This window comes from Dactylosporangium sp. CA-139066, from assembly GCF_050936175.1.
Lineage (GTDB): Bacteria > Actinomycetota > Actinomycetes > Mycobacteriales > Micromonosporaceae > Dactylosporangium.
Map to the genome: position 1 here is coordinate 2378926 of NZ_JBNJNH010000002.1, position 17524 is coordinate 2396449.

Sequence of the window (17524 nt, forward strand, 5' to 3'; positions counted from 1 at the left end):
GATCACACAAAAGCAAGAGCGATGCTCTCGAAGAGGAGCGTGTGTCATGATGTACTGATGAAGGCCAACTCGATCCGGGCCCGCGTCCGGGCGGAGATGACGGACGAGATCAAGGAGATCGCCCGCCGGCACCTCGCGACCGACGGGGCGAACCTCTCGCTGCGCGCCGTCGCCCGCGACCTGGGCGTGGTGAGCTCGGCGATCTACCGGTACTTCGCCAGCCGCGACGAGCTGCTCACCGCCCTGATCCTGGACGCATACAACGCGCTGGGCGGCTTCGCCGAGGAGGCCGAGGCAGCGGTACCGCGGGAGGCCCACACCGACCGCTGGCTCGCCGTCGCCGGGGCGGTGCGCGGCTGGGCCCTGCAGCGGCCGCACGAGTACGCGTTGATCTACGGCAGCCCCGTCCCCGGGTACGAGGCGCCCGAGGACACGGTCGTCGCGGCCACCCGGGCGGTGCAGGTGCTCGGCGCGATCCTCCACGACGCCGCGGCCGCCGGCGCGCTGCGGCCGAACGACGACCCGCCGCCCCCGCCCGACTCGGCCGGCGACCTGGAGCGCATCGCCGCCGCGATCGCGCCCGGCGTGCCGGTGACGGTGATGGCGCGCGGCCTCTCGGCCTGGGTGACGCTGTTCGGCCAGGTGAGCTTCGAGATCTTCGGGCAGCTGCGCAACACGATCAACCACCGCGACGAGTTCTTCGAGCACCAGATGCGCGCGCAGGCCCGCTACATCGGCCTGACCGCATGACGCCCGGCGGGCCCTGGCGGGCGTGCTTCGAGCTGGCCTGGGCGTCGTTCGTGGCGGGCAGCATCCCGGTGGGCGCGGTGCTGGTGGCGCCGGGCGGCGACATCGTGGCGCGGGGCCGCAACCGCCGCGCCGAACCGGGCGGCAGCAACATCGCCCATGCCGAGATCGGCGCCCTGTTGCACCTGCCGCCCGGCCACTACCCGGAGCACATCCTGTACTCCACCCTCGAGCCCTGCCTGCTGTGCACCGCCGCCATCCGGCACAGCCACGTGGGCACCGCCCGGTTCGCCGCGCCCGACCCGATGTGGCGGGGCGTCGAGGGTGTGCCGGCGCTCAACGCCCACCTGGCCCGCGGCTGGCCCCGCCTCGAGGGCCCGCAGGGCGGCCCGCTGGAGACGTTCTCGTCGGTGATGCACCTGACGGCGGCCCTTGAGCGCGACGCCGGCTGGCTGCTGTCGGCCTACGACGGGTCGCCCGCGCTGGCGACCGCCCGGCGGTTCACGGCCGCCGGGCTGCGATCGCTCTCCTTCGACGAGGCCTGGGCCGTCGTCACGACTCCGGGGGAGTGAGGCGGGCCCGCGCCGCGTCCAGCCAGCGCTGGCAGATCGCGGCCAGCTCCTCGCCGCGCTCCCACAGCGCCAGGGACTCCTCGAGCGTCGAGCCGCCCGACTCGAGCCGCTCCACGACGGTGGCGAGCTCGGCGCGCGCCTGCTCGTACGTCAGTGCCTCACTCATTGGGCCTTCACTCACTTGGCCTTCTCCAAAAACAGCACCGAGTCGGTGCGACGGTAGCCGACGCGCGCGTAGATGCGCTCCTGCGCGTCGCCCGCCGGGGTGAGGAACACCAGCGTCGCCCCGGCCGCGAACGCGGCCCGCGTCAGGTGCAGGGTGAGGGCGGCGCCGAGGCCGCGCCGCTCGTACCGCGGGCGGACGGCGATCCCGGCGACCTCCGAGATCCCGTCGCGGACGGCGACCGCCACGCCGCCGCCGGCCGCCTCGCCGGTGGCGATCTCGCGGGGCGAGCGAGTACATGTGCCCGGCCGCGGCCTTCGCCCGGGTCGCCGCGACGTGCTCGGCCGACGGCGGCGGCTCCCCGAAGGCCTCGTGCTGCGCGGCGAGCATCCCCTCGGTGTCCGCGTCGGACGCGGGCGTGACGAGCTCGAACCCGTCCGGCACGGGGTGATCCACGTCGTCCCCGGGCGCGCACTGCATGAGCGGCAGCCGGTCGGCGACCGTGAACCCGGCGGCGAGCAGGGCGGGTTCGACGGCCGGGGCGAGGCCGGGGAGGTACTCCAGGCGCGGCGTCCGCCCGCGCGCGGTGAACGCCTCGACCAGCGCCGCGATGTCGTCCACCGACGGCTCGGCGCCGGCGTCGGGGATGGCGTAGTTGACGTACACGTTCGGGTCGTGCCCGGTGATCGTCACCGTGAACGGCCCGGCCCGGACCACCTCGCGTCCGGCGGAGGCGCTGGCCAGCATGTACTCCTGCAGGCGTCGTGACATCGATCATCCCTCCACGGTCGCGGCGAGCGACCCATCGGCGAGCCGGATGCGCACCCGGTCCTTGGCGGCCACGTCGTCGGGTGCGCGCACGACGGCCCCGTCCTCGCGCTGCACGATCGCGTAGCCGCGCTGGAGGGTGGCCTTGGGCGAGAGCGTGCGGAGCCGGGCGAGGGTGTGCTCGAGCGCGGTGCCGGCCCGGTCGACGCGGTGGAGCAGGTTGCGCGTGGCCCGGTCCCGCAGCGCGCTGACCTCGGCGGCCCGCGAGTCGACCATCGTGAGCGGCCGGGCGATCGACGGCCGCGACCTGAGCGCGTCGAGCCGGTGCTGCTCGCGGTCGAGCAGCCCGCGCAGCGCCCGGTCGAGCCGCTGCTTGGCCTGCCCGATGAGCCGCACCTCTTCCCCCAGGTCGGGAACGATCCGCTTGGCGGCGTCGGTCGGCGTGGACGCCCGCACGTCGGCCACGAAGTCGAGCAGCGGCGTGTCGGGTTCGTGCCCGATCGCCGAGACGACGGGCGTGCGGCAGGCGAACACGGCCCGGCACAGCGCCTCGTCGGAGAACGGCAGCAGGTCCTCGACCGACCCGCCGCCGCGCGCGATGACGATGACGTCGATCGACTCGTCCCGATTGAGGACGTTGAGCGCGTCGATGATCTGCGGCACGGCCGAGGCCCCCTGCACGGCCACGTTGATCACCCGGAAGTCGACCGCCGGCCACCGCCGCCGCGCGTTGGTGAGCACGTCCCGCTCGGCCGCGCTGGCCCGCCCGGTGATCAGCCCGACGCGCCGCGGCAGGAACGGTATCCGCCGCTTGCGCTCCCGCGCGAACAGCCCCTCGGCCTGCAGGAGCCGCTTCACCTGCTCGAGCCGCGCGAGCAGCTCCCCGAGCCCGACCTGCCGGATCTCGTCGGCCCGCAGGCTGAGCGACCCGCGCGCGGCGTAGAACTCGGGCCGCGCGTGCACGACGATCCGCGCCCCGTCGGCGAGGGCCGGCGCCCCGAGGTCGACGACGTCGCGGTTGGTGGTGACGCTGAGGCTGAGGTCGGCGGACGGGTCGCGCAGGGTGATGAAGACGGTGTTGGTGCCGGGCCGCCGCACCACCTGGGTGACCTGCCCGTCGATCCAGATCCACCCGAGCCGGCCGATCCACTGGCCGATCTTCTGGCTGACCACCCGGACCGGCCACGGCTTGTCGCTTGTGGACTTGTCGCCCGTCGCGTCCTCGGTCATGCCGACACCCTCATTCCCGACACCCTAGTAGCCGCGATGCAAGGAATCGCGGCGAAGCCCGGTGCGGCAGCGGTCGGCTGTCGCACCGGGCTTCGGCGGTGGGGGTGTTCAGATCAGCCAGCGTGCCGGGCGCCCGGGCCGAACCGCCCCAACCGGCCGGGACCGACGTCCCCTCAGCGACGGGACCTCGCCGGTCAGGCGCCGCGCAGGTAGGCGAGCACGGCGCGGACGCGGCGGTGCACGTCGTCGTCCGGGGGCAGGTCGAGCTTCGCGAGCAGGCCGTTGATGTGCTTCGCCACCGCGGCCTCGCTCACCACCAGGGCGCGGGCGATCGCGGCGTTCGACCGGCCCTCGGCCATCAGCGCGAGGACCTCGCGCTCGCGCGGGGTCAGGCGGGTGAGGGGGTCGCGGCGGCGGCCCAGGAGCTGCGCCACCACGTCCGGGTCGACGACCGTGTGGCCGGCGGCGACGCGCGACACCGCGTCCGCGAACTCCGTCACGTCGCCGATGCGGTCCTTCAACAGGTAGCCCACGCCGGCGCTTCGGCCCGACTCCAGCAGCTCGGCGGCGTACGTCTGCTCGATGTACTGGCTCAGCACCAGCACCGGCAGCGCGGGGTCCTCGGCCCGCAGGGCGATCGCGGCCTGCAGGCCCTCGTCGCTGAAGCCGGGCGGCATGCGCACGTCCGTGACCACGAGTTCGGGGCGGTGCGAGCGGACCGCGGACATCAGCGCGGGCGCGTCGCCGACGGCCGCGACGACCTCGTGGCCGAAGCGGCGCAGCAGACCCGCGATGCCCTCCCGGATGAGGACGCCGTCCTCGGCGATCACGACCCGCAAGGAAGCTCCACGTGTACCACCGTAGGGCCTCCCACGGGGCTCGCGAGCGCCACGGTGCCGCCCGCGGCCGCCACGCGGTCGGCCAGGCCCGACAGGCCGGTGCCGCGGCCGGGGTCGGCGCCGCCCCGGCCGTCGTCGCGGACCTGGACCGTGAGCCGGCCGCCCGACGCCGAGGCCACGACCCGCGCCCGCGTGGCGCCGCTGTGCTTGGCGACGTTGGCGAGGGCCTCGACGACGACGAAGTACGCGCACGCCTCCACGCCGCCGGGCAGCCGCTGCGGGAGGGCCGCGTCGACGTCGACCGGGAGCGGGGCGCGGTCGGCCACCTCGCGCAGGGCCGCATGTAGGCCACGGTCCGCGAGGATTTTCGGGTGTACCCCACGAATCAGCTCCCGCAGCTCCGCCAGCGCCTCCTTGGCGAGGTCGTGGGCGCGGGCGACCGGCTCGGCGCCCGGTGAGTCCGGCGGCAGCTCCAGGCGGGCCAGGCCGAGCTGCATGCTGAGGGCGAGCAGGCGCTGCTGCGCGCCGTCATGGAGATCCCGCTCGATGCGGCGGCGCTCGACCTCGAACGCGTCGACGAGGCGGGCGCGGGAGCGCGAGACCTCGGTGAGGCGGGCCTCGGTCTCCATCCGCGGGCCGAGGACGGCCTGGGCGATCGCGGCGCGGGCGGCCGCCCAGGCGCTCATCGGATACAGCAGCACGACCCCGAGCGCCAGCCCGAACACGGAGCCGGTGAGGGTGAGCGACAGCGGGGAGTCGTGGATGTACAGCGGGCCGCAGACCAGCGCCGTCACGCCCCACGTCCACACGCCGACGACCATGCCGTCGAGCCAGCACAGGGCGGTCGTCATGAGCATCGTGTAGCCCAGCTCGCGCCAGGTCGCCGGCTCCGAGAGGCGGGTCCTGACCCAGGCGCGCAGGCCGCGGCGCTCGGGGGCGCGGTGCGGGTCGGTGAGGCGGATGTCCTCGACGATGCGCAGCCGGCGGCGCTCGACGCGGGCGACGACGATGCCGGACAGCGCGGCGGCCAGGAACAGGGCCAGGCCGACGATCATCAGGCTGAGCACGGCGCCGGCCAGGAGCAGGCCCAGCAGCACGCTGCCGGCGAGGATGCCGAACAGGGCGCCGGTCGTGAGGTACCACAGCGACCGCCACGGCCACCAGGACGTCAGGAACCGCACCGGCGGCAGCCGCAGCGCCTCCATGACAGATCGGGGCCGCATGCTGCGACCGTACCGGCGGGGCGGGCCGCGCGCGGTAGTGCTGGCGTTACCGGCGGATCTCACCGCCGCGCGACTGCGCCGGGGGCATCGCGACGGTTCGATCGAGGGTGTGACGACGACGCTGCAGACACACCAGGCGGTCGAGCTGTGCTCCGTGACCCGCCGCTACGGCGCGGGCGAGCGCGCGGTGACCGCCCTCGACGACGTTTCGGTCCGCTTCGCCCCGGCGAGCTTCACGGCGGTGATGGGGCCGTCCGGCTCCGGCAAGTCGACGCTGCTGCACTGCGCGGCCGGGCTCGACCGGGTGAGCGCCGGGCGGGTGCTCATCGACGGCGTGGACCTGACGCCGCTGTCGGAGCGGGCGCTGACCCGGCTGCGCCGCGAGCGGGTCGGGTTCGTGTTCCAGTCGTTCAACCTCGTCGCGGCGCTGAGCGCGGAGCAGAACGTGGAGCTGCCGCTGCGGCTGGCCGGGCGGCGGGCCGCGCCGGGGCAGGTGCGGGCGATGCTGGGCGAGGTCGGGCTGGGCGACCGGGCGCGGCACCGGCCGGACGAGCTGTCCGGCGGGCAGCAGCAGCGGGTGGCGATCGCCCGGGCGCTGGTGACCGGGCCGGCGGTGCTGTTCGCCGACGAGCCGACCGGTGCGCTGGACAACGCCGCGTCGCGGGAGGTGCTGCGGCTGCTGCGGGCGGCCGTGGACCGGCACGCGCAGACGGTCGTGATGGTCACCCACGACCCGCTCGCGGCCGCGCACGCCGACCGCGTGCTGTTCCTCGCCGACGGGTCGATCGTCGACGAGCTGCGCGAGCCCACCGGGGCCGAGCAGATCGCGGCGCGCATGGCCCGGCTGGAGACGCGATGAGCCCGGCGATGATCCGGTACCGCTGGGCCTCCTTCGCCGGCACCTACGTGGCCCTGCTGCTGGGCGTGGCGGTGGTCTCCGGCAGCCTGTCGCTGTGGGCGTCGGCGCGCCCGCGCGTGCCGGCCGAGCTGTCGGACGCCGGTGTGGTCGTGGCCGCGCCGCGCTACGACCCGCCGGACGGGGGCTTCCCGACGTACCGTCCGTGGTCCGCCGGGGAGGTCGACGCCCTCGTGGCCAAGTTGGCCGCCGTGCCGGGTGTGTCCGCCGCGGTGCCCGACCGCCCGTTCTACGTGCAGCGGCTCGTGGACGGCCGACCGGTGGGCAACCCCCGCGACTCGCTCCACAGTGGACGCGGCAGCGGGGCGTCCACCTTGAAGGATGGCGAGGTCGTGGTGGATGCGGCCCTGGGCCTGCCCGTCGGCGCGGCGCTGCCCGTGCTGACCGCGGCCGGCCCGGCCACGTGGACCGTCGCCGGCACCACCGACCGGCCCGGGTACTACGTCAACGACGCGACCGCGCGCTCGCTGGCCGGCGGCGTGAAGTTCATCGGGCTGCGCCTGGACGCGGGCGCGCGCCCGGCCGACGTCGCCGCGCGGCTGCCCGAGGTGCTCGGCGGCCTCGGCACCGCGCTGACCGGCGACGCCCGCTCGGCCGCGGAGCCGGAGGGCGACCGCGGCACCCGCTGGATCGGGGCCCAGCTGATCATCGCCACGGTGTTCGTCGGCGGGTTCGTGGCCGTGTTCGTGGTCGCCTCGACGTGCGCGTTCGCCGCCGCCCAGCGCCGGCGCGAGCTGGGCCTGCTGCGGGCCGTCGGGGCCACGCCGGGGCAGGTGCGGCGGATGCTGCTCGCCGAGGTCGTGCTCGTGGCGATCGGCGCGGGGGTGCCGGGCGGGCTGCTCGGGGCCGCGCTCGCGCCGCTGCTGGCCGGGCCGTTCGTGGCCGTCGGGCTGGAGCCGGCCGGGTTCCGGGTCGGGTTCACCTGGTGGGTGCCGGCGGTTGCGGCCGGCGCGGGGCTGGTCGTCGGGGTGGCCGGGGCGTGGCTGTCGGCGCGCCGGGCCGCCCGGGTGCCGGCGCTGGACGCGCTGCGGGTCGCCGCCGCCGAGCCGCGCCCGATGACGCTGTCGCGCTGGCTCACCGGCCTGGCCGGGCTGGCGCTGGGCGGGGGCCTCGCGGCCCTGCTGCCCGGCTCGACGGCGGAGCAGAAGCCGACGATCGTGCTGAGTTCCGCGATGGTACTGCTGGTCGCCGCCGCCCTGCTCGCCCCCGTGTTCGTGGTGCCGATCGTGCGGCTGGTCACCTGGCCGGCCCGCCGGGGGCCGACCGGCCTGCTCGTGCGCGAGGGGGCGCGCGTGGCCGCGCGCCGGGTGGCGTCGACGGCGGCGCCGGTGCTGGCCGCGGTCGGGTTCGCGGTGCTGCTCGTCGGCACGTTCCAGACGGCGGACGAGGCGGTCGGCATCGAGGACACGGCGAGGATCCCGGAGGCGGCGGTGGCGGCGGGCTCGGCCGCGGTGCCGGGGCTGTCGGAGGCGGCGGTGCGGGCGCAGCCCGGGCGCTCGGAGCTGGCCAGCACGGTGTACCTCGAGTCGGGCCGCCCGGTGGACGCGGTCGGTACGGCGGCCGGCGGCCTGGTCGCCTCCCCGACGCTCGGCTGGCCGGCCGGCCAGGCCGTGGCGCTGCGCTTCGCGGACGGATCGGTGCAGAGCGTGACGGTGGCGTCGGTCACGAGCAACGTGCCGGAGGATTCGGTACAGCTACCCCGCGACCTGGTGCGCGCGCACGACCCGGCGGCCCTGGCCGACGTCGTGTACCTGGCCGGCGACTTCGTGCCCGCGGCCGGGGCCGAGCCGATGACCGCCCGCGCCTACGTGGAGCGCCGGGCGGCCGAGGAGGGCGACCTCATCGACCTGTTCCTGGCCGTGCTGCTGGGCATCTCGGTCGGGTACACCGCGCTGGCCGTCGCCAACACGCTGCTCATGGCGACCCGGGCGCGCCGCGGCGAGTTCGCGACCCTGCACCGGGCCGGCGCGACCGCGGGCCAGACCATGCGGGTCGTGGTGAGCGAGGCGCTGCTGTCCGTGCTGGTCGGGGCGCTGCTCGGGCTGGCCGTGGCGGTACCGGCGCTGTTCGAGGCCCGCGCCGGCCTGCAGGACGAGATCGGGGCGCCTGTGACGCTGGTCATGCCGTGGGCGACGCTGGCCGCGGTCGTGGGCGTGTGCGGCGCCCTGGCGGCGCTCGCGGCCCTGGGAGGGGCGACGCGGGCACGTACCATGGCGGGGTGACTGCTTCGAAGCGCGTCCTGCTCGCCAAGCCCCGCGGATACTGCGCCGGTGTGGACCGTGCGGTCCAGACCGTGGAGGAGGCGCTGAAGCTGTACGGCGCTCCGATCTACGTCCGCAAGGAGATCGTGCACAACAAGCACGTCGTGAGCACCCTGCAGGGCAAGGGCGCGATCTTCGTCGAGGAGAACGAGGAGGTGCCGGAGGGCGCGATCGTCGTCTTCTCCGCGCACGGGGTCGCGCCCGAGGTGCACACGCAGGCGAAGGACCGCAACCTGCGGGCCATCGACGCGACCTGCCCGCTGGTCACGAAGGTCCACCAGGAGGCCCGCCGCTTCGCCGCCGACGACTACGACATCCTGCTCATCGGCCACGAGGGCCACGAGGAGGTCATCGGCACCACGGGCGAGGCGCCGGCGCACATCCAGCTGGTCGACGGCCCGGAAGGCGCCGACAAGGTCACCGTCCGCGACCCCAGCAAGGTCGTCTGGCTGTCGCAGACCACGCTGTCGGTCGACGAGACGCTGGAGACGGTCTCGCGCCTCAAGAAGCGCCTGCCGCTGCTGATGTCGCCGCCGAGCGACGACATCTGCTACGCCACGTCCAACCGCCAGGACGCCGTGAAGGCGATGGCCCCCAACTGCGACATCGTCCTCGTGGTCGGCTCGCAGAACTCGTCGAACTCGCAGCGCCTGCGCGAGGTCGCCGTCGACGCGGGTGCGAAGGCCGGCTACCTCATCGACTACGCCAGCGAGATCCAGGACGAGTGGCTCGCCGACGCGAGCACGGTCGGCGTCACGTCGGGCGCCTCGGTCCCGGACGAGCTGGTCATGGAGGTCCTGGACTTCCTGGCCGCCCGCGGCTTCGCCGACGTCGCCGAGATCACCACGGCGCAGGAGAAGCTGGTGTTCTCGCTGCCGCAGGAGCTCAAGCGCGACATGAAGGCCCAGGCCGCCGCCCGCGCCGCCGAGGTCGCGAAGACGCTGTCCTAGCGCTTCAGCGGGCGGTGGCGATCACGCTGACGGGCGGGTCGCCGTGGCGGTAGAGGGTCTCGACGACGATCCGCAGGCCCGGGTTGACCTGCACGCGGTCGTAGGCGCGCTCCCGGATCCGGTCGCGGTCGAACTCGATGCGCTTCTTGTCGGCGGGGTCGTAGCGGACCCACGTCTCCTCGCCGATCATCGGCCCCGCGGTACCGCGGAGCTTCACCTTGATCGACGCCTCGAACTCGCTCGCCCCGTCGGGGAACACGCGGACCAGCACGGTGTAGCGGGAGGCCTGCGAGTTGCCGTGCGCGTCGACGTTCTGCAGACCGAAATCGACGTGCACGATCTCCCCGCGGGCGGTGATCGCATTGGCGCCGGGTTTCCGGCCAAGTCCGAACATGCGGGCGACGCTAGATCCAGGTTGCCCGCCGCACGATCGGTTCTCCGACACTGCCCGAGGGGTTTCTTGTCGCCCGGTCCGCGGGGCCTAGCGAGGGCCGGGGTCGGGCGCGCCGGCGGGCGGGGCGCCGGGCGTCGCGGCCGGGGCGCGGGTCGGCAGCCAGCCGCGGCGGCCCGCCTCGAAGGCCAGGCCCGTGCGGGTGTCGACGCCGACGGCGGCCATGAGGCGCTCGAGGCGGCGCTGGATCGTGCGCTTGCTCACGCCGAGCTGCGAGGCGATCGACTTGTCCGGAAAGCCGGCCACCAGCAGGGACAGCAGCAGCCGCTCGGCCTCGGCCGGGCCGCCGTCCGGGGCGTCGGTCAGCAGCGGGGAGGCGCGGTCCCAGACGCCCTCGAACAGGGCGACCAGCGCGTCCAGCAGCTCGCTGCGGCGGATCAGGGCGGCCGTGGGCTCGCCGAGGTCTCGCTCGCGGTCCGGCACCAGTGGGCAGATGGCCATCGAGCGGTCGGCGATCGCCAGGCGGACGGGCAGGGTGTCGACGACGCGGGCCTGCTCGCCCCGGCGTACCGAGGCGGCAATGCTCGGCAGCTCGCCCGGCTGCTCGATGAGGGCCCGCTCGTAGATCGCGCGGTAGCGGACGCCGCGGGCCAGGGCGGTGCCCTCCTCGGCGTTCTCCGGGCCGCTCATCGCGATCGGGTTGACCCGGCAGAACCACAGGATCTCCTCCTGGGCCGAGTTCTGCATGTCCCGAAGGCGCTCGCGCAGCGCCGCGGCGCCGACGACGATCTCGACCAGGTGGTCGGCGATGCGGCGGCGGGTGGTCGCGCGGTACTCCTCGGTCAGCCGGGCCACGATCCGCCGGGCGGACTCCAGGGAGCGCTGCCGGCGTAGCAGGGCATCACCGAGCGCGACGTCCGGCGGGAGGGGCTCGAAGACCGGGCCGCCGCGGGCCAGGCCCTTCGCGCGCAGCGACTCGAGCAGCCGCCGGGCCTCGGCGGCCGGGATGTCGGCGGTGCCGGCCAGGTCGTCGGGGCCGGCCGCGGCCAGCTTCACCAACAGCCGGTACGCGTGCTGCTCGCCGAGGTCCAACAGCTGTGCGTCTTCGTCGGGCACACGACGAACTCTACGAACGGCCGCCGGCCCCTGACGAGGGCCGGCGGCCGAACGGGGAGTCAATGTTCCTGTTCCACGCCGCGCCTATGCCTGGGCGAGCGGGTCTTCCTTCGGGTCGTCGTACTTCACGGTGTCGAAGCGCCCGTCGAAGTCACTGTCCGTGGCGGTGTAGTCGCGGCGGCCGTCGCCGTCGACGTCGCGGGCCACGAAGTCGGCCCTGCCGTCGAAGTTGGTGTCGCGCACGTCGGTGTCGATGTTGCCGTCGCCGTCGAGGTCGGCCACGACGCGGTCGAACGCGCCGTCGTGGTTGGTGTCGAACGCGGCGACGTCCTTGTGGCCGTCCCCGTCGGTGTCGACGAGGACGACGTCCACCCGCCCGTCGCCGTCCGTGTCGCGCATCTCGGTGTCGAGCGTGCCGTCGCCGTCGGTGTCGATCGAGTACCGGTCGACCCGCCCGTCGCTGTCGTCGTCGTAGGCGACGAAGTCGACCCGGCCGTCGTGGTCGCGGTCCATCGCATAGATCGTCTCGCCGTGCTCGCCGTGCATGGTGACGACGGTCGGCTCCTCGGCGGCGGACAGGCCGCTGTCGCCCCCGGCCGGCCCCAGGCCCGCGTCGTCGCCCTCGGGCGCGCCGGTCACGTACTCGCTCATCGCCAGTCTCCATATCGTGTTCGGTGCCCACCAGACTAGGGGCTGCCGGCCAGGAAGGTACGCGTCCGAAAACCGCCAGTCGACGCGTCGCCGGCGGGGCAGGATGGAGGTGTGGAACTCGACTTCGAAACCTGCCGCAAGGCGGCGACCAGCCGTGACTCGCGCTTCGACGGCGTGTTCGTCACCGCGGTCAAGTCGACCAAGATCTATTGCCGGCCGTCCTGCCCGGCGATCGTGCCGCGGGCCGAGAACGTGCGCTTCCTGCCGACCGCGGCGGCCGCGCAGCGGGAGGGCTTCCGGGCCTGCCTGCGCTGCCGGCCGGACGCCGCGCCCGGCTCGCCGGACTGGGACGTGCGCGGCGACGTCGTCGGGCGCGCGATGCGGCTCATCGCCGACGGGGTCGTCGACCGCGACGGCGTGCCGGGGCTGGCCGGCCGGCTCGGGTACACCGAGCGGCACCTGCACCGCATGCTCACCGCCGAGGTCGGCGCCGGGCCGCTGGCGCTGGCCCGGGCGCAGCGGGCGCAGACCGCCCGGGTGCTCATCGAGACGACCGGCATCGGGCTGGCCGAAATAGCGTTCGCGGCCGGGTTCGGCAGCGTGCGACAGTTCAACGACACGGTCCGCGAGATCTACGGCCGCACGCCGTCGCAGCTTCGCACGCGACGGGGCCGGCCCGAGGAGGGCGAGGATTGCGACGACGGAATTGTTTCCGTGCGGCTGCCGTTCCGGGCGCCGCTGCACGCGGAATCGCTGCTGACGTTCCTGGCCCACCGGGCCGTCAGCGGCATCGACTCGGTCGAGGAGGACGGGTACCACCGCAATCTGAGGCTGCCGCACGGCACCGGGCGTGCAGTGCTGCGGCCCGCGCACGGGCACGTGGCAGCCACGCTGCGGCTCGCCGACGTTCGTGACCTGGCGCCGGCGGTGGCGCGCTGCCGCCGGCTGTTCGACCTCGACGCCGACCCCGTCGCCGTGGACGCGGTGCTCGGCGCCGACCCCGCCCTCGCGCCGATGGTGCTCAAGGAGGAGGGGGTGCGCGTGCCGCGGGCGACCGACGGCTTCGAGATCGCGGTGCGCGCCGTCGTCGGCCAGCAGATCTCCGTCGCCGCCGCCCGCACGGTGCTGCGCAAGCTCATTGCCGCCGACGCCGGGCTGTTCCCGACCGCCGAGGAGCTGCTCGAGCTGCCGGACGAGGCGTTCGCGATGCCCGAGGCCCGCCGGCGTACCCTGCGCGGGCTGGCCGCCGCCGTGGCCGCGGGCGAGCTCGACCTCGACGGCGGCGGGGACCGCGAGGAGACCGTCGCGCGGCTGAAGGCGCTGCCGGGGATCGGCGACTGGACCGCGCAGTACACGGCGATGCGCGCGCTCGGCGACCCGGACGCGTTCCTGCCGACCGACCTGGGGGTGCTGCGCGGCGCGCGGGCCGCCGGGCTGCCCGACACACCGAAGACCCTGGCCGCGCACGCCGAGCGCTGGCGGCCCTGGCGCTCGTACGCCGCGATCCGACTCTGGAGGATGCAATGAACACCTACACAGGGCCCATGTACTACACGACCACCGACACCCCGGCCGGCCCGTTCACGATGCTCACCGACGCCGAGGAGACGGTGCTGGCCAGCGGCTGGACGACCGACGTGGCCGGGCTCATGAAGCTGGCCCGGCTGCCGGGCGCGGCCGAGGAACGGCGCGATCCGGGAGTACCGCTGAAGGCCTTGCAGTCCTATGTGGACGGTGACCTGACGGCGATCGACAGCGTACCGGTGCGCCAGCACGGTGGCGCGTTCATCGGGCACGCGTGGGAGGTGCTGCGCGAGGTGCGGGCCGGTGAGCCGGTCACCTACAGCGAGTTCGCCGCGCGGGCCGGGCGGCCGGCGGCGGTGCGGGCGGCGGCGATGGCCTGCGCGACCAACGCGGCCGCGCTGTTCGTGCCCTGCCACCGGGTGCTGCGCCTGGACGGCACGCTCGGCGGGTTCCGCTGGGGGCTGCCCGTCAAGCGCTGGCTGCTCGATCATGAAGCGGCGTGATGTAGTGGCCGCAGAGCGGCCATGGGGGGTGCGGGGTGGGAACCCCCCGCCGCGCCCGAGCGAAGCGAGCGCCAATTGGCGCATGCCAGTATATAGGTTGGCTCCGATGTGACCTCAACGTACGTTTGATGCATGTCAACGACCGCCGCACCCGAGCAGGGGCGGCGGTCGAAGGCTTACGACCTCTGGCGCATGCGGGTCTACCTGCAGCCCTACTACTCGATGACGGCCTGGTCGATGGTCGCCGCGGTCGGCTCGACCGCCGCCAGCCTCGCCATCCCGCTGCTCATCCAGCGCGTCGTCGACGGCCCCGTCCGTCGCGGCGACACCCGCGGGCTGTTCCTGCTCGGCGCGCTCGCCATCGCGCTGGGCCTGTGTGAGGGCGCGCTGAGCTTCATCCGCCGGTGGGCGCAGTCGGCGTCCTCGGTCGGCATGGAGGCGAGGCTGCGCGAGGACCTCTACGCGCACCTGCAGCGGCTGCCGATCGAGTTCCACGACCGCTGGCAGTCCGGGCAGCTGCTGTCGCGGGCCACCGCCGACCTGTCCTCCATCCGGCGCTTCCTGAGCTTCGGGCTGTTCTTCTTCGTGCTCAACCTCGGCACGTACATCGCGGTGTCCGTCCTGCTGATCCACCTGTACTGGCCGCTGGGCGTGTTCGTGGCGCTCAGCGCGATCCCGCTGTTCCTGATCGTGCGCCGGTTCACGTCGCGGTACTACGCCGCCTCCCGCGAGCTGCAGGACTCCCTCGGCGACCTCACCACCCGCGTCGAGGAGTCCGCGCAGGGGATCAGGGTCATCCGCGCGTTCGGCCGGCGCGACCACATGGGGGAGCAGTTCGGCGCGGGCGCCCGGCACGTGCACGACCTCGGCGTCGGCAAGAGCCGTATGGTGGCCCGCACACTGTCGCAGTTCGACCTGGTCCCCAACGTCACGCTCGCCGTGGTGCTCGTCGCCGGCGCGGTCGCGGTCTCGGCCGGCGCGCTCACCGTCGGCACGCTCGTCGCGTTCGTCGCGCTGCAGGTGATGCTGGTCTGGCCGATCGACATCCTCGGCTGGATCATCGCCAACGCGCAGGAGGCGATGAGCGCGTCCGCGCGCATCTACGAGGTCATGGACACCCCGCCGTCCATCGTGGACCGTCCGGGCGCCGTCGCACCATCCACAGTGGAGGGCCGACTGCGCTTCGAGGGCGTCGAGTTCGCGTACGAGCCGGGCCGGCCCGTGCTGCGCGGCATCGACCTGGAGGTCGCGCCGGGCGAGACCCTCGCGATCGTCGGGCTCACCGGCAGCGGCAAGACGACGCTGGTGTCGCTGGTCCCGCGCCTGTACGACGTCAGCGCCGGGCGCATCACCATCGACGGGCGCGACGTGCGCGACATCCGGCTCGACGCGCTGCGGCGCATCGTCGGCACCGCGTTCGAGGACCCGACGCTGTTCTCGATGAGCGTGCGGGAGAACCTGACCCTGGGGCGCACCGACGCCACCGACGCCGAGATCGAGGAGGCGCTCGCCGTCGCCCAGGCCGGCTTCGCCAAGGACCTGCCGTGGGGCCTCGACACCCGCATCGGCGAGCAGGGCCTGTCCCTGTCCGGCGGGCAGCGCCAGCGCCTCGCCCTCGCCCGCGCCGTCCTCGGCCGGCCCCGGGTGCTCGTGCTCGACGACCCGCTGTCCGCGCTGGACGTGCACACCGAGGCCCTCGTCGAGGAGGCCCTCGCGACCGTGCTGGCCGGCACCACGGCGCTGCTGGTCGTGCACCGGCCCTCCACGATCGCGCTCGCCGACCGGGTCGCGTTCCTGCAGGACGGGCGCATCGCCGCCGTCGGCACCCACTCGCGGCTGCTGGCCACCTGTCCCGGCTACCGGGAGGTGCTGCGTGGCGCTTGACGTCCAACGGTGGCGCGGCACCGCCACCGAGGAGCCCGACCCGACCCGGCGCGTGGCCAGCCGGCGCCTGCTCGGGTCGCTGCTGCGCCCGCACCGGCTGCCGATCGTCGTCCTCGTCGCGCTGCTGCTCGTGCAGAACCTGGCCGGCATGGCCGGGCCGTACCTCGTCAAGCTCGGCATCGACCGCGGCATCGGCCACCCGCCCGTGCTGGTGCTGCTCACGGCCGCGTTCGGGGCGGCGACGGCGGCCGAGTTCGCCACCCGCCGCGCGTTCCTGGCCCTGTCCGGGCGGGTCGGCAACGCGGTGCTGCTCGACCTGCGCCTGCGGGTGTACCGCCACCTGCAGCGGCTGTCGATCGGCTTCCACGAGCGGTTCACCTCGGGGCGGGTCATCGCGCGGCTGACCAGCGACGTCGACAACATCTCCGAGCTCGTCGACGGTGCGCTGGACGACCTCGTGCTGGCCGCGCTGTCGGTGCTGTCCGTCGCGGCGATCCTGCTCTGGCTCGACCTGCCGCTGGCGCTCGTGACGCTGGCGTCGTTCCCGTTCCTGGTGTGGCTGTCGCGGTGGTTCCAGCGGGCCAGCGCGCGGGCGTACCGGCGCACCCGCGAGACGATCGCGCTGGTCATCATCCACTTCGTCGAGTCGCTCGGCGGCATCCGCGCGGTGCAGGCCTTCCGCCGCGAGCGGCGCAACGACGAGATCTTCCACGCCGTCAACGACGACTACCGCGAGGCCAGCCTGCACGCGCAGCGGCTCGTCGCGACGTACTCGCCGGCCATCAAGGTGATCGGGAACATCTCCATCGCCGTCGTGCTCACCTACGGCGGCTGGCGGGTGCTGCACGGGCACACCGAGGTGGGGGTGCTGGCGGCGTTCCTGCTGTACCTGCGCCGCTTCTACGAGCCGATGCAGGAGCTCTCCCAGTTCTACAACACCCTGCAGTCGGCGACGGCGGCGCTGGAGAAGCTGGCCGCGGTCCTCGACGAGCCGCCGGCCGTGCCGGAGCCGGCCGCACCGGTCCGGCTGCCCGTTGCCCGCGGCGAGCTCGCGTTCGACGGGGTCGCCTTCGCCTACGATGCCGGCCGGGTTGTACTGCCGGAGCTCGACCTGTTCGTGCCGGCCGGGCAGACCGTGGCCCTCGTCGGGGCGACCGGCGCCGGGAAGTCCACCCTCGCCAAGCTCGTGGCCCGCTTCTACGACCCGACCGGCGGCACCGTCGCGCTCGACGGTGTCGACCTGCGCTCGCTGGCCGAGGACGACCTGCGCCGGGCCGTCGTCATGGTGACCCAGGAGAACTACCTGTTCTCCGGCACGGTCGCGTCGAACATCGCCTTCGGCCGGCCGGGGGCCACCCGGGCCGAGGTCGAGGCGGCGGCCGCGGCGATCGGGGCGGACGCGTTCATCCGCGCCCTGCCGGACGGGTACGACACCGACGTACGCAAGCGCGGGGGAAGACTTTCGGCCGGACAACGGCAACTCGTGGCGTTTGCGCGGGCCTTCCTGGCCGACCCCGCGGTGCTGATTCTCGACGAGGCGACGTCCTCGCTGGACATCCCGAGCGAGCGCCTCGTGCAGCAGGCGTTGCGGACGATCCTGGCATCCCGGACCGCGCTGGTGATCGCCCACCGGCTGTCCACAGTGGAGATCGCCGACCGGGTGCTGGTGCTCTCGGGCGGGCGGATCGTCGAGGACGGGCCGCCGTCGGCCCTGATCGGCGGCGGTGGGCACTACGCCGAGCTGCACGCGCAGTGGCGCGACTCGCTGCTGTGAGTGTCGGGTAGC

General features: G+C 74.3%; 17 protein-coding genes. 9 read left to right on the plus strand and 8 right to left on the minus strand.

The window, feature by feature from the left end; genetic code table 11:
- The first annotated feature begins 57 nt into the window (after window positions 1–57).
- Entirely contained in the window at window positions 58–750 is a 693-nt protein-coding gene (locus ACQEVU_RS55735; RefSeq protein WP_433339342.1) for a TetR/AcrR family transcriptional regulator, read from the plus strand.
- Window positions 747–1319 (plus strand): nucleoside deaminase, encoded by a 573-nt coding sequence (locus ACQEVU_RS55740; protein WP_433339343.1) that lies wholly within the window; start codon window positions 747–749, stop codon window positions 1317–1319. The genes ACQEVU_RS55735 and ACQEVU_RS55740 overlap by 4 nt, the downstream gene beginning before the upstream one ends.
- Here the strand turns inward: ACQEVU_RS55740 and ACQEVU_RS55745 are convergent.
- The 5 genes from ACQEVU_RS55745 to ACQEVU_RS55765 all read right to left on the minus strand — a co-directional run bounded on the left by ACQEVU_RS55745 (window position 1300) and on the right by ACQEVU_RS55765 (window position 5542).
- Complete coding sequence (locus tag ACQEVU_RS55745) at window positions 1300–1485, minus strand: exodeoxyribonuclease VII small subunit (protein WP_433339344.1); 186 nt, start codon at window positions 1483–1485, stop codon at window positions 1300–1302. The genes ACQEVU_RS55740 and ACQEVU_RS55745 overlap by 20 nt on opposite strands.
- Window positions 1486–1496: 11 nt before the next feature.
- The gene (locus ACQEVU_RS55750; RefSeq protein WP_433339777.1) at window positions 1497–1934 is read right to left on the minus strand and encodes a GNAT family N-acetyltransferase; all 438 of its coding nucleotides are present in this window, start codon (window positions 1932–1934) and stop codon (window positions 1497–1499) included.
- Between the two features lie 322 nt (window positions 1935–2256).
- Window positions 2257–3480: an exodeoxyribonuclease VII large subunit gene (xseA, locus tag ACQEVU_RS55755; protein ID WP_433339345.1), complete on the minus strand. Its 1224-nt coding sequence runs from the start codon at window positions 3478–3480 to the stop codon at window positions 2257–2259.
- 194 nt (window positions 3481–3674) lie between these two features.
- The gene (locus ACQEVU_RS55760) at window positions 3675–4319 is read right to left on the minus strand and encodes a response regulator (RefSeq protein WP_433339346.1); all 645 of its coding nucleotides are present in this window, start codon (window positions 4317–4319) and stop codon (window positions 3675–3677) included.
- Complete coding sequence (locus ACQEVU_RS55765) at window positions 4307–5542, minus strand: sensor histidine kinase (protein WP_433339347.1); 1236 nt, start codon at window positions 5540–5542, stop codon at window positions 4307–4309. Before ACQEVU_RS55765 ends, ACQEVU_RS55760 begins: the two co-directional genes overlap by 13 nt.
- A 109-nt stretch (window positions 5543–5651) precedes the next feature.
- Between ACQEVU_RS55765 and ACQEVU_RS55770 the strand changes: the two genes are divergently transcribed.
- The 3 genes from ACQEVU_RS55770 to ACQEVU_RS55780 are packed head-to-tail and all read left to right on the plus strand — an operon-like array spanning window position 5652 to window position 9669.
- The gene (locus ACQEVU_RS55770) at window positions 5652–6401 is read left to right on the plus strand and encodes an ABC transporter ATP-binding protein (protein ID WP_433339348.1); all 750 of its coding nucleotides are present in this window, start codon (window positions 5652–5654) and stop codon (window positions 6399–6401) included.
- On the plus strand, window positions 6398–8680 hold the full coding sequence (locus tag ACQEVU_RS55775; protein ID WP_433339349.1) for an FtsX-like permease family protein: 2283 nt from the start codon (window positions 6398–6400) through the stop codon (window positions 8678–8680). Before ACQEVU_RS55770 ends, ACQEVU_RS55775 begins: the two co-directional genes overlap by 4 nt.
- Window positions 8677–9669 carry a 4-hydroxy-3-methylbut-2-enyl diphosphate reductase gene (locus tag ACQEVU_RS55780; protein WP_433339350.1) on the plus strand — a complete coding sequence of 331 codons (993 nt, stop codon included), beginning with the start codon at window positions 8677–8679 and terminating at the stop codon, window positions 9667–9669. Before ACQEVU_RS55775 ends, ACQEVU_RS55780 begins: the two co-directional genes overlap by 4 nt.
- Window positions 9670–9673: 4 nt before the next feature.
- Here the strand turns inward: ACQEVU_RS55780 and ACQEVU_RS55785 are convergent, their stop codons facing one another.
- From ACQEVU_RS55785 to ACQEVU_RS55795, 3 genes are all read right to left on the minus strand, one after another.
- A complete protein-coding gene (locus ACQEVU_RS55785) occupies window positions 9674–10063 on the minus strand; it encodes a hypothetical protein (RefSeq protein WP_433339351.1) in 390 nt (129 codons plus the stop codon).
- 87 nt (window positions 10064–10150) lie between these two features.
- Window positions 10151–11176, minus strand: a complete 1026-nt coding sequence (locus ACQEVU_RS55790) for a helix-turn-helix domain-containing protein (protein ID WP_433339352.1) — start codon at window positions 11174–11176, stop codon at window positions 10151–10153.
- Window positions 11177–11260: 84 nt separating this feature from the next.
- Window positions 11261–11827: a hypothetical protein gene (locus tag ACQEVU_RS55795; protein WP_433339353.1), complete on the minus strand. Its 567-nt coding sequence runs from the start codon at window positions 11825–11827 to the stop codon at window positions 11261–11263.
- A gap of 111 nt (window positions 11828–11938) precedes the next feature.
- Here ACQEVU_RS55795 and ACQEVU_RS55800 point away from each other — a divergent pair, with 111 nt between their 5' ends.
- The 4 genes from ACQEVU_RS55800 to ACQEVU_RS55815 all read left to right on the plus strand — a co-directional run bounded on the left by ACQEVU_RS55800 (window position 11939) and on the right by ACQEVU_RS55815 (window position 17512).
- Complete coding sequence (locus tag ACQEVU_RS55800; RefSeq protein ID WP_433339354.1) at window positions 11939–13354, plus strand: AlkA N-terminal domain-containing protein; 1416 nt, start codon at window positions 11939–11941, stop codon at window positions 13352–13354.
- Window positions 13351–13854 carry a methylated-DNA--[protein]-cysteine S-methyltransferase gene (locus ACQEVU_RS55805; RefSeq protein ID WP_433339355.1) on the plus strand — a complete coding sequence of 168 codons (504 nt, stop codon included), beginning with the start codon at window positions 13351–13353 and terminating at the stop codon, window positions 13852–13854. The genes ACQEVU_RS55800 and ACQEVU_RS55805 overlap by 4 nt, the downstream gene beginning before the upstream one ends.
- 132 nt (window positions 13855–13986) lie before the next feature.
- Window positions 13987–15738 (plus strand): ABC transporter ATP-binding protein, encoded by a 1752-nt coding sequence (locus ACQEVU_RS55810; RefSeq protein WP_433339356.1) that lies wholly within the window; start codon window positions 13987–13989, stop codon window positions 15736–15738.
- Window positions 15728–17512 carry an ABC transporter ATP-binding protein gene (locus ACQEVU_RS55815; protein ID WP_433339357.1) on the plus strand — a complete coding sequence of 595 codons (1785 nt, stop codon included), beginning with the start codon at window positions 15728–15730 and terminating at the stop codon, window positions 17510–17512. Before ACQEVU_RS55810 ends, ACQEVU_RS55815 begins: the two co-directional genes overlap by 11 nt.
- The last annotated feature ends 12 nt before the right edge of the window (window positions 17513–17524 follow it).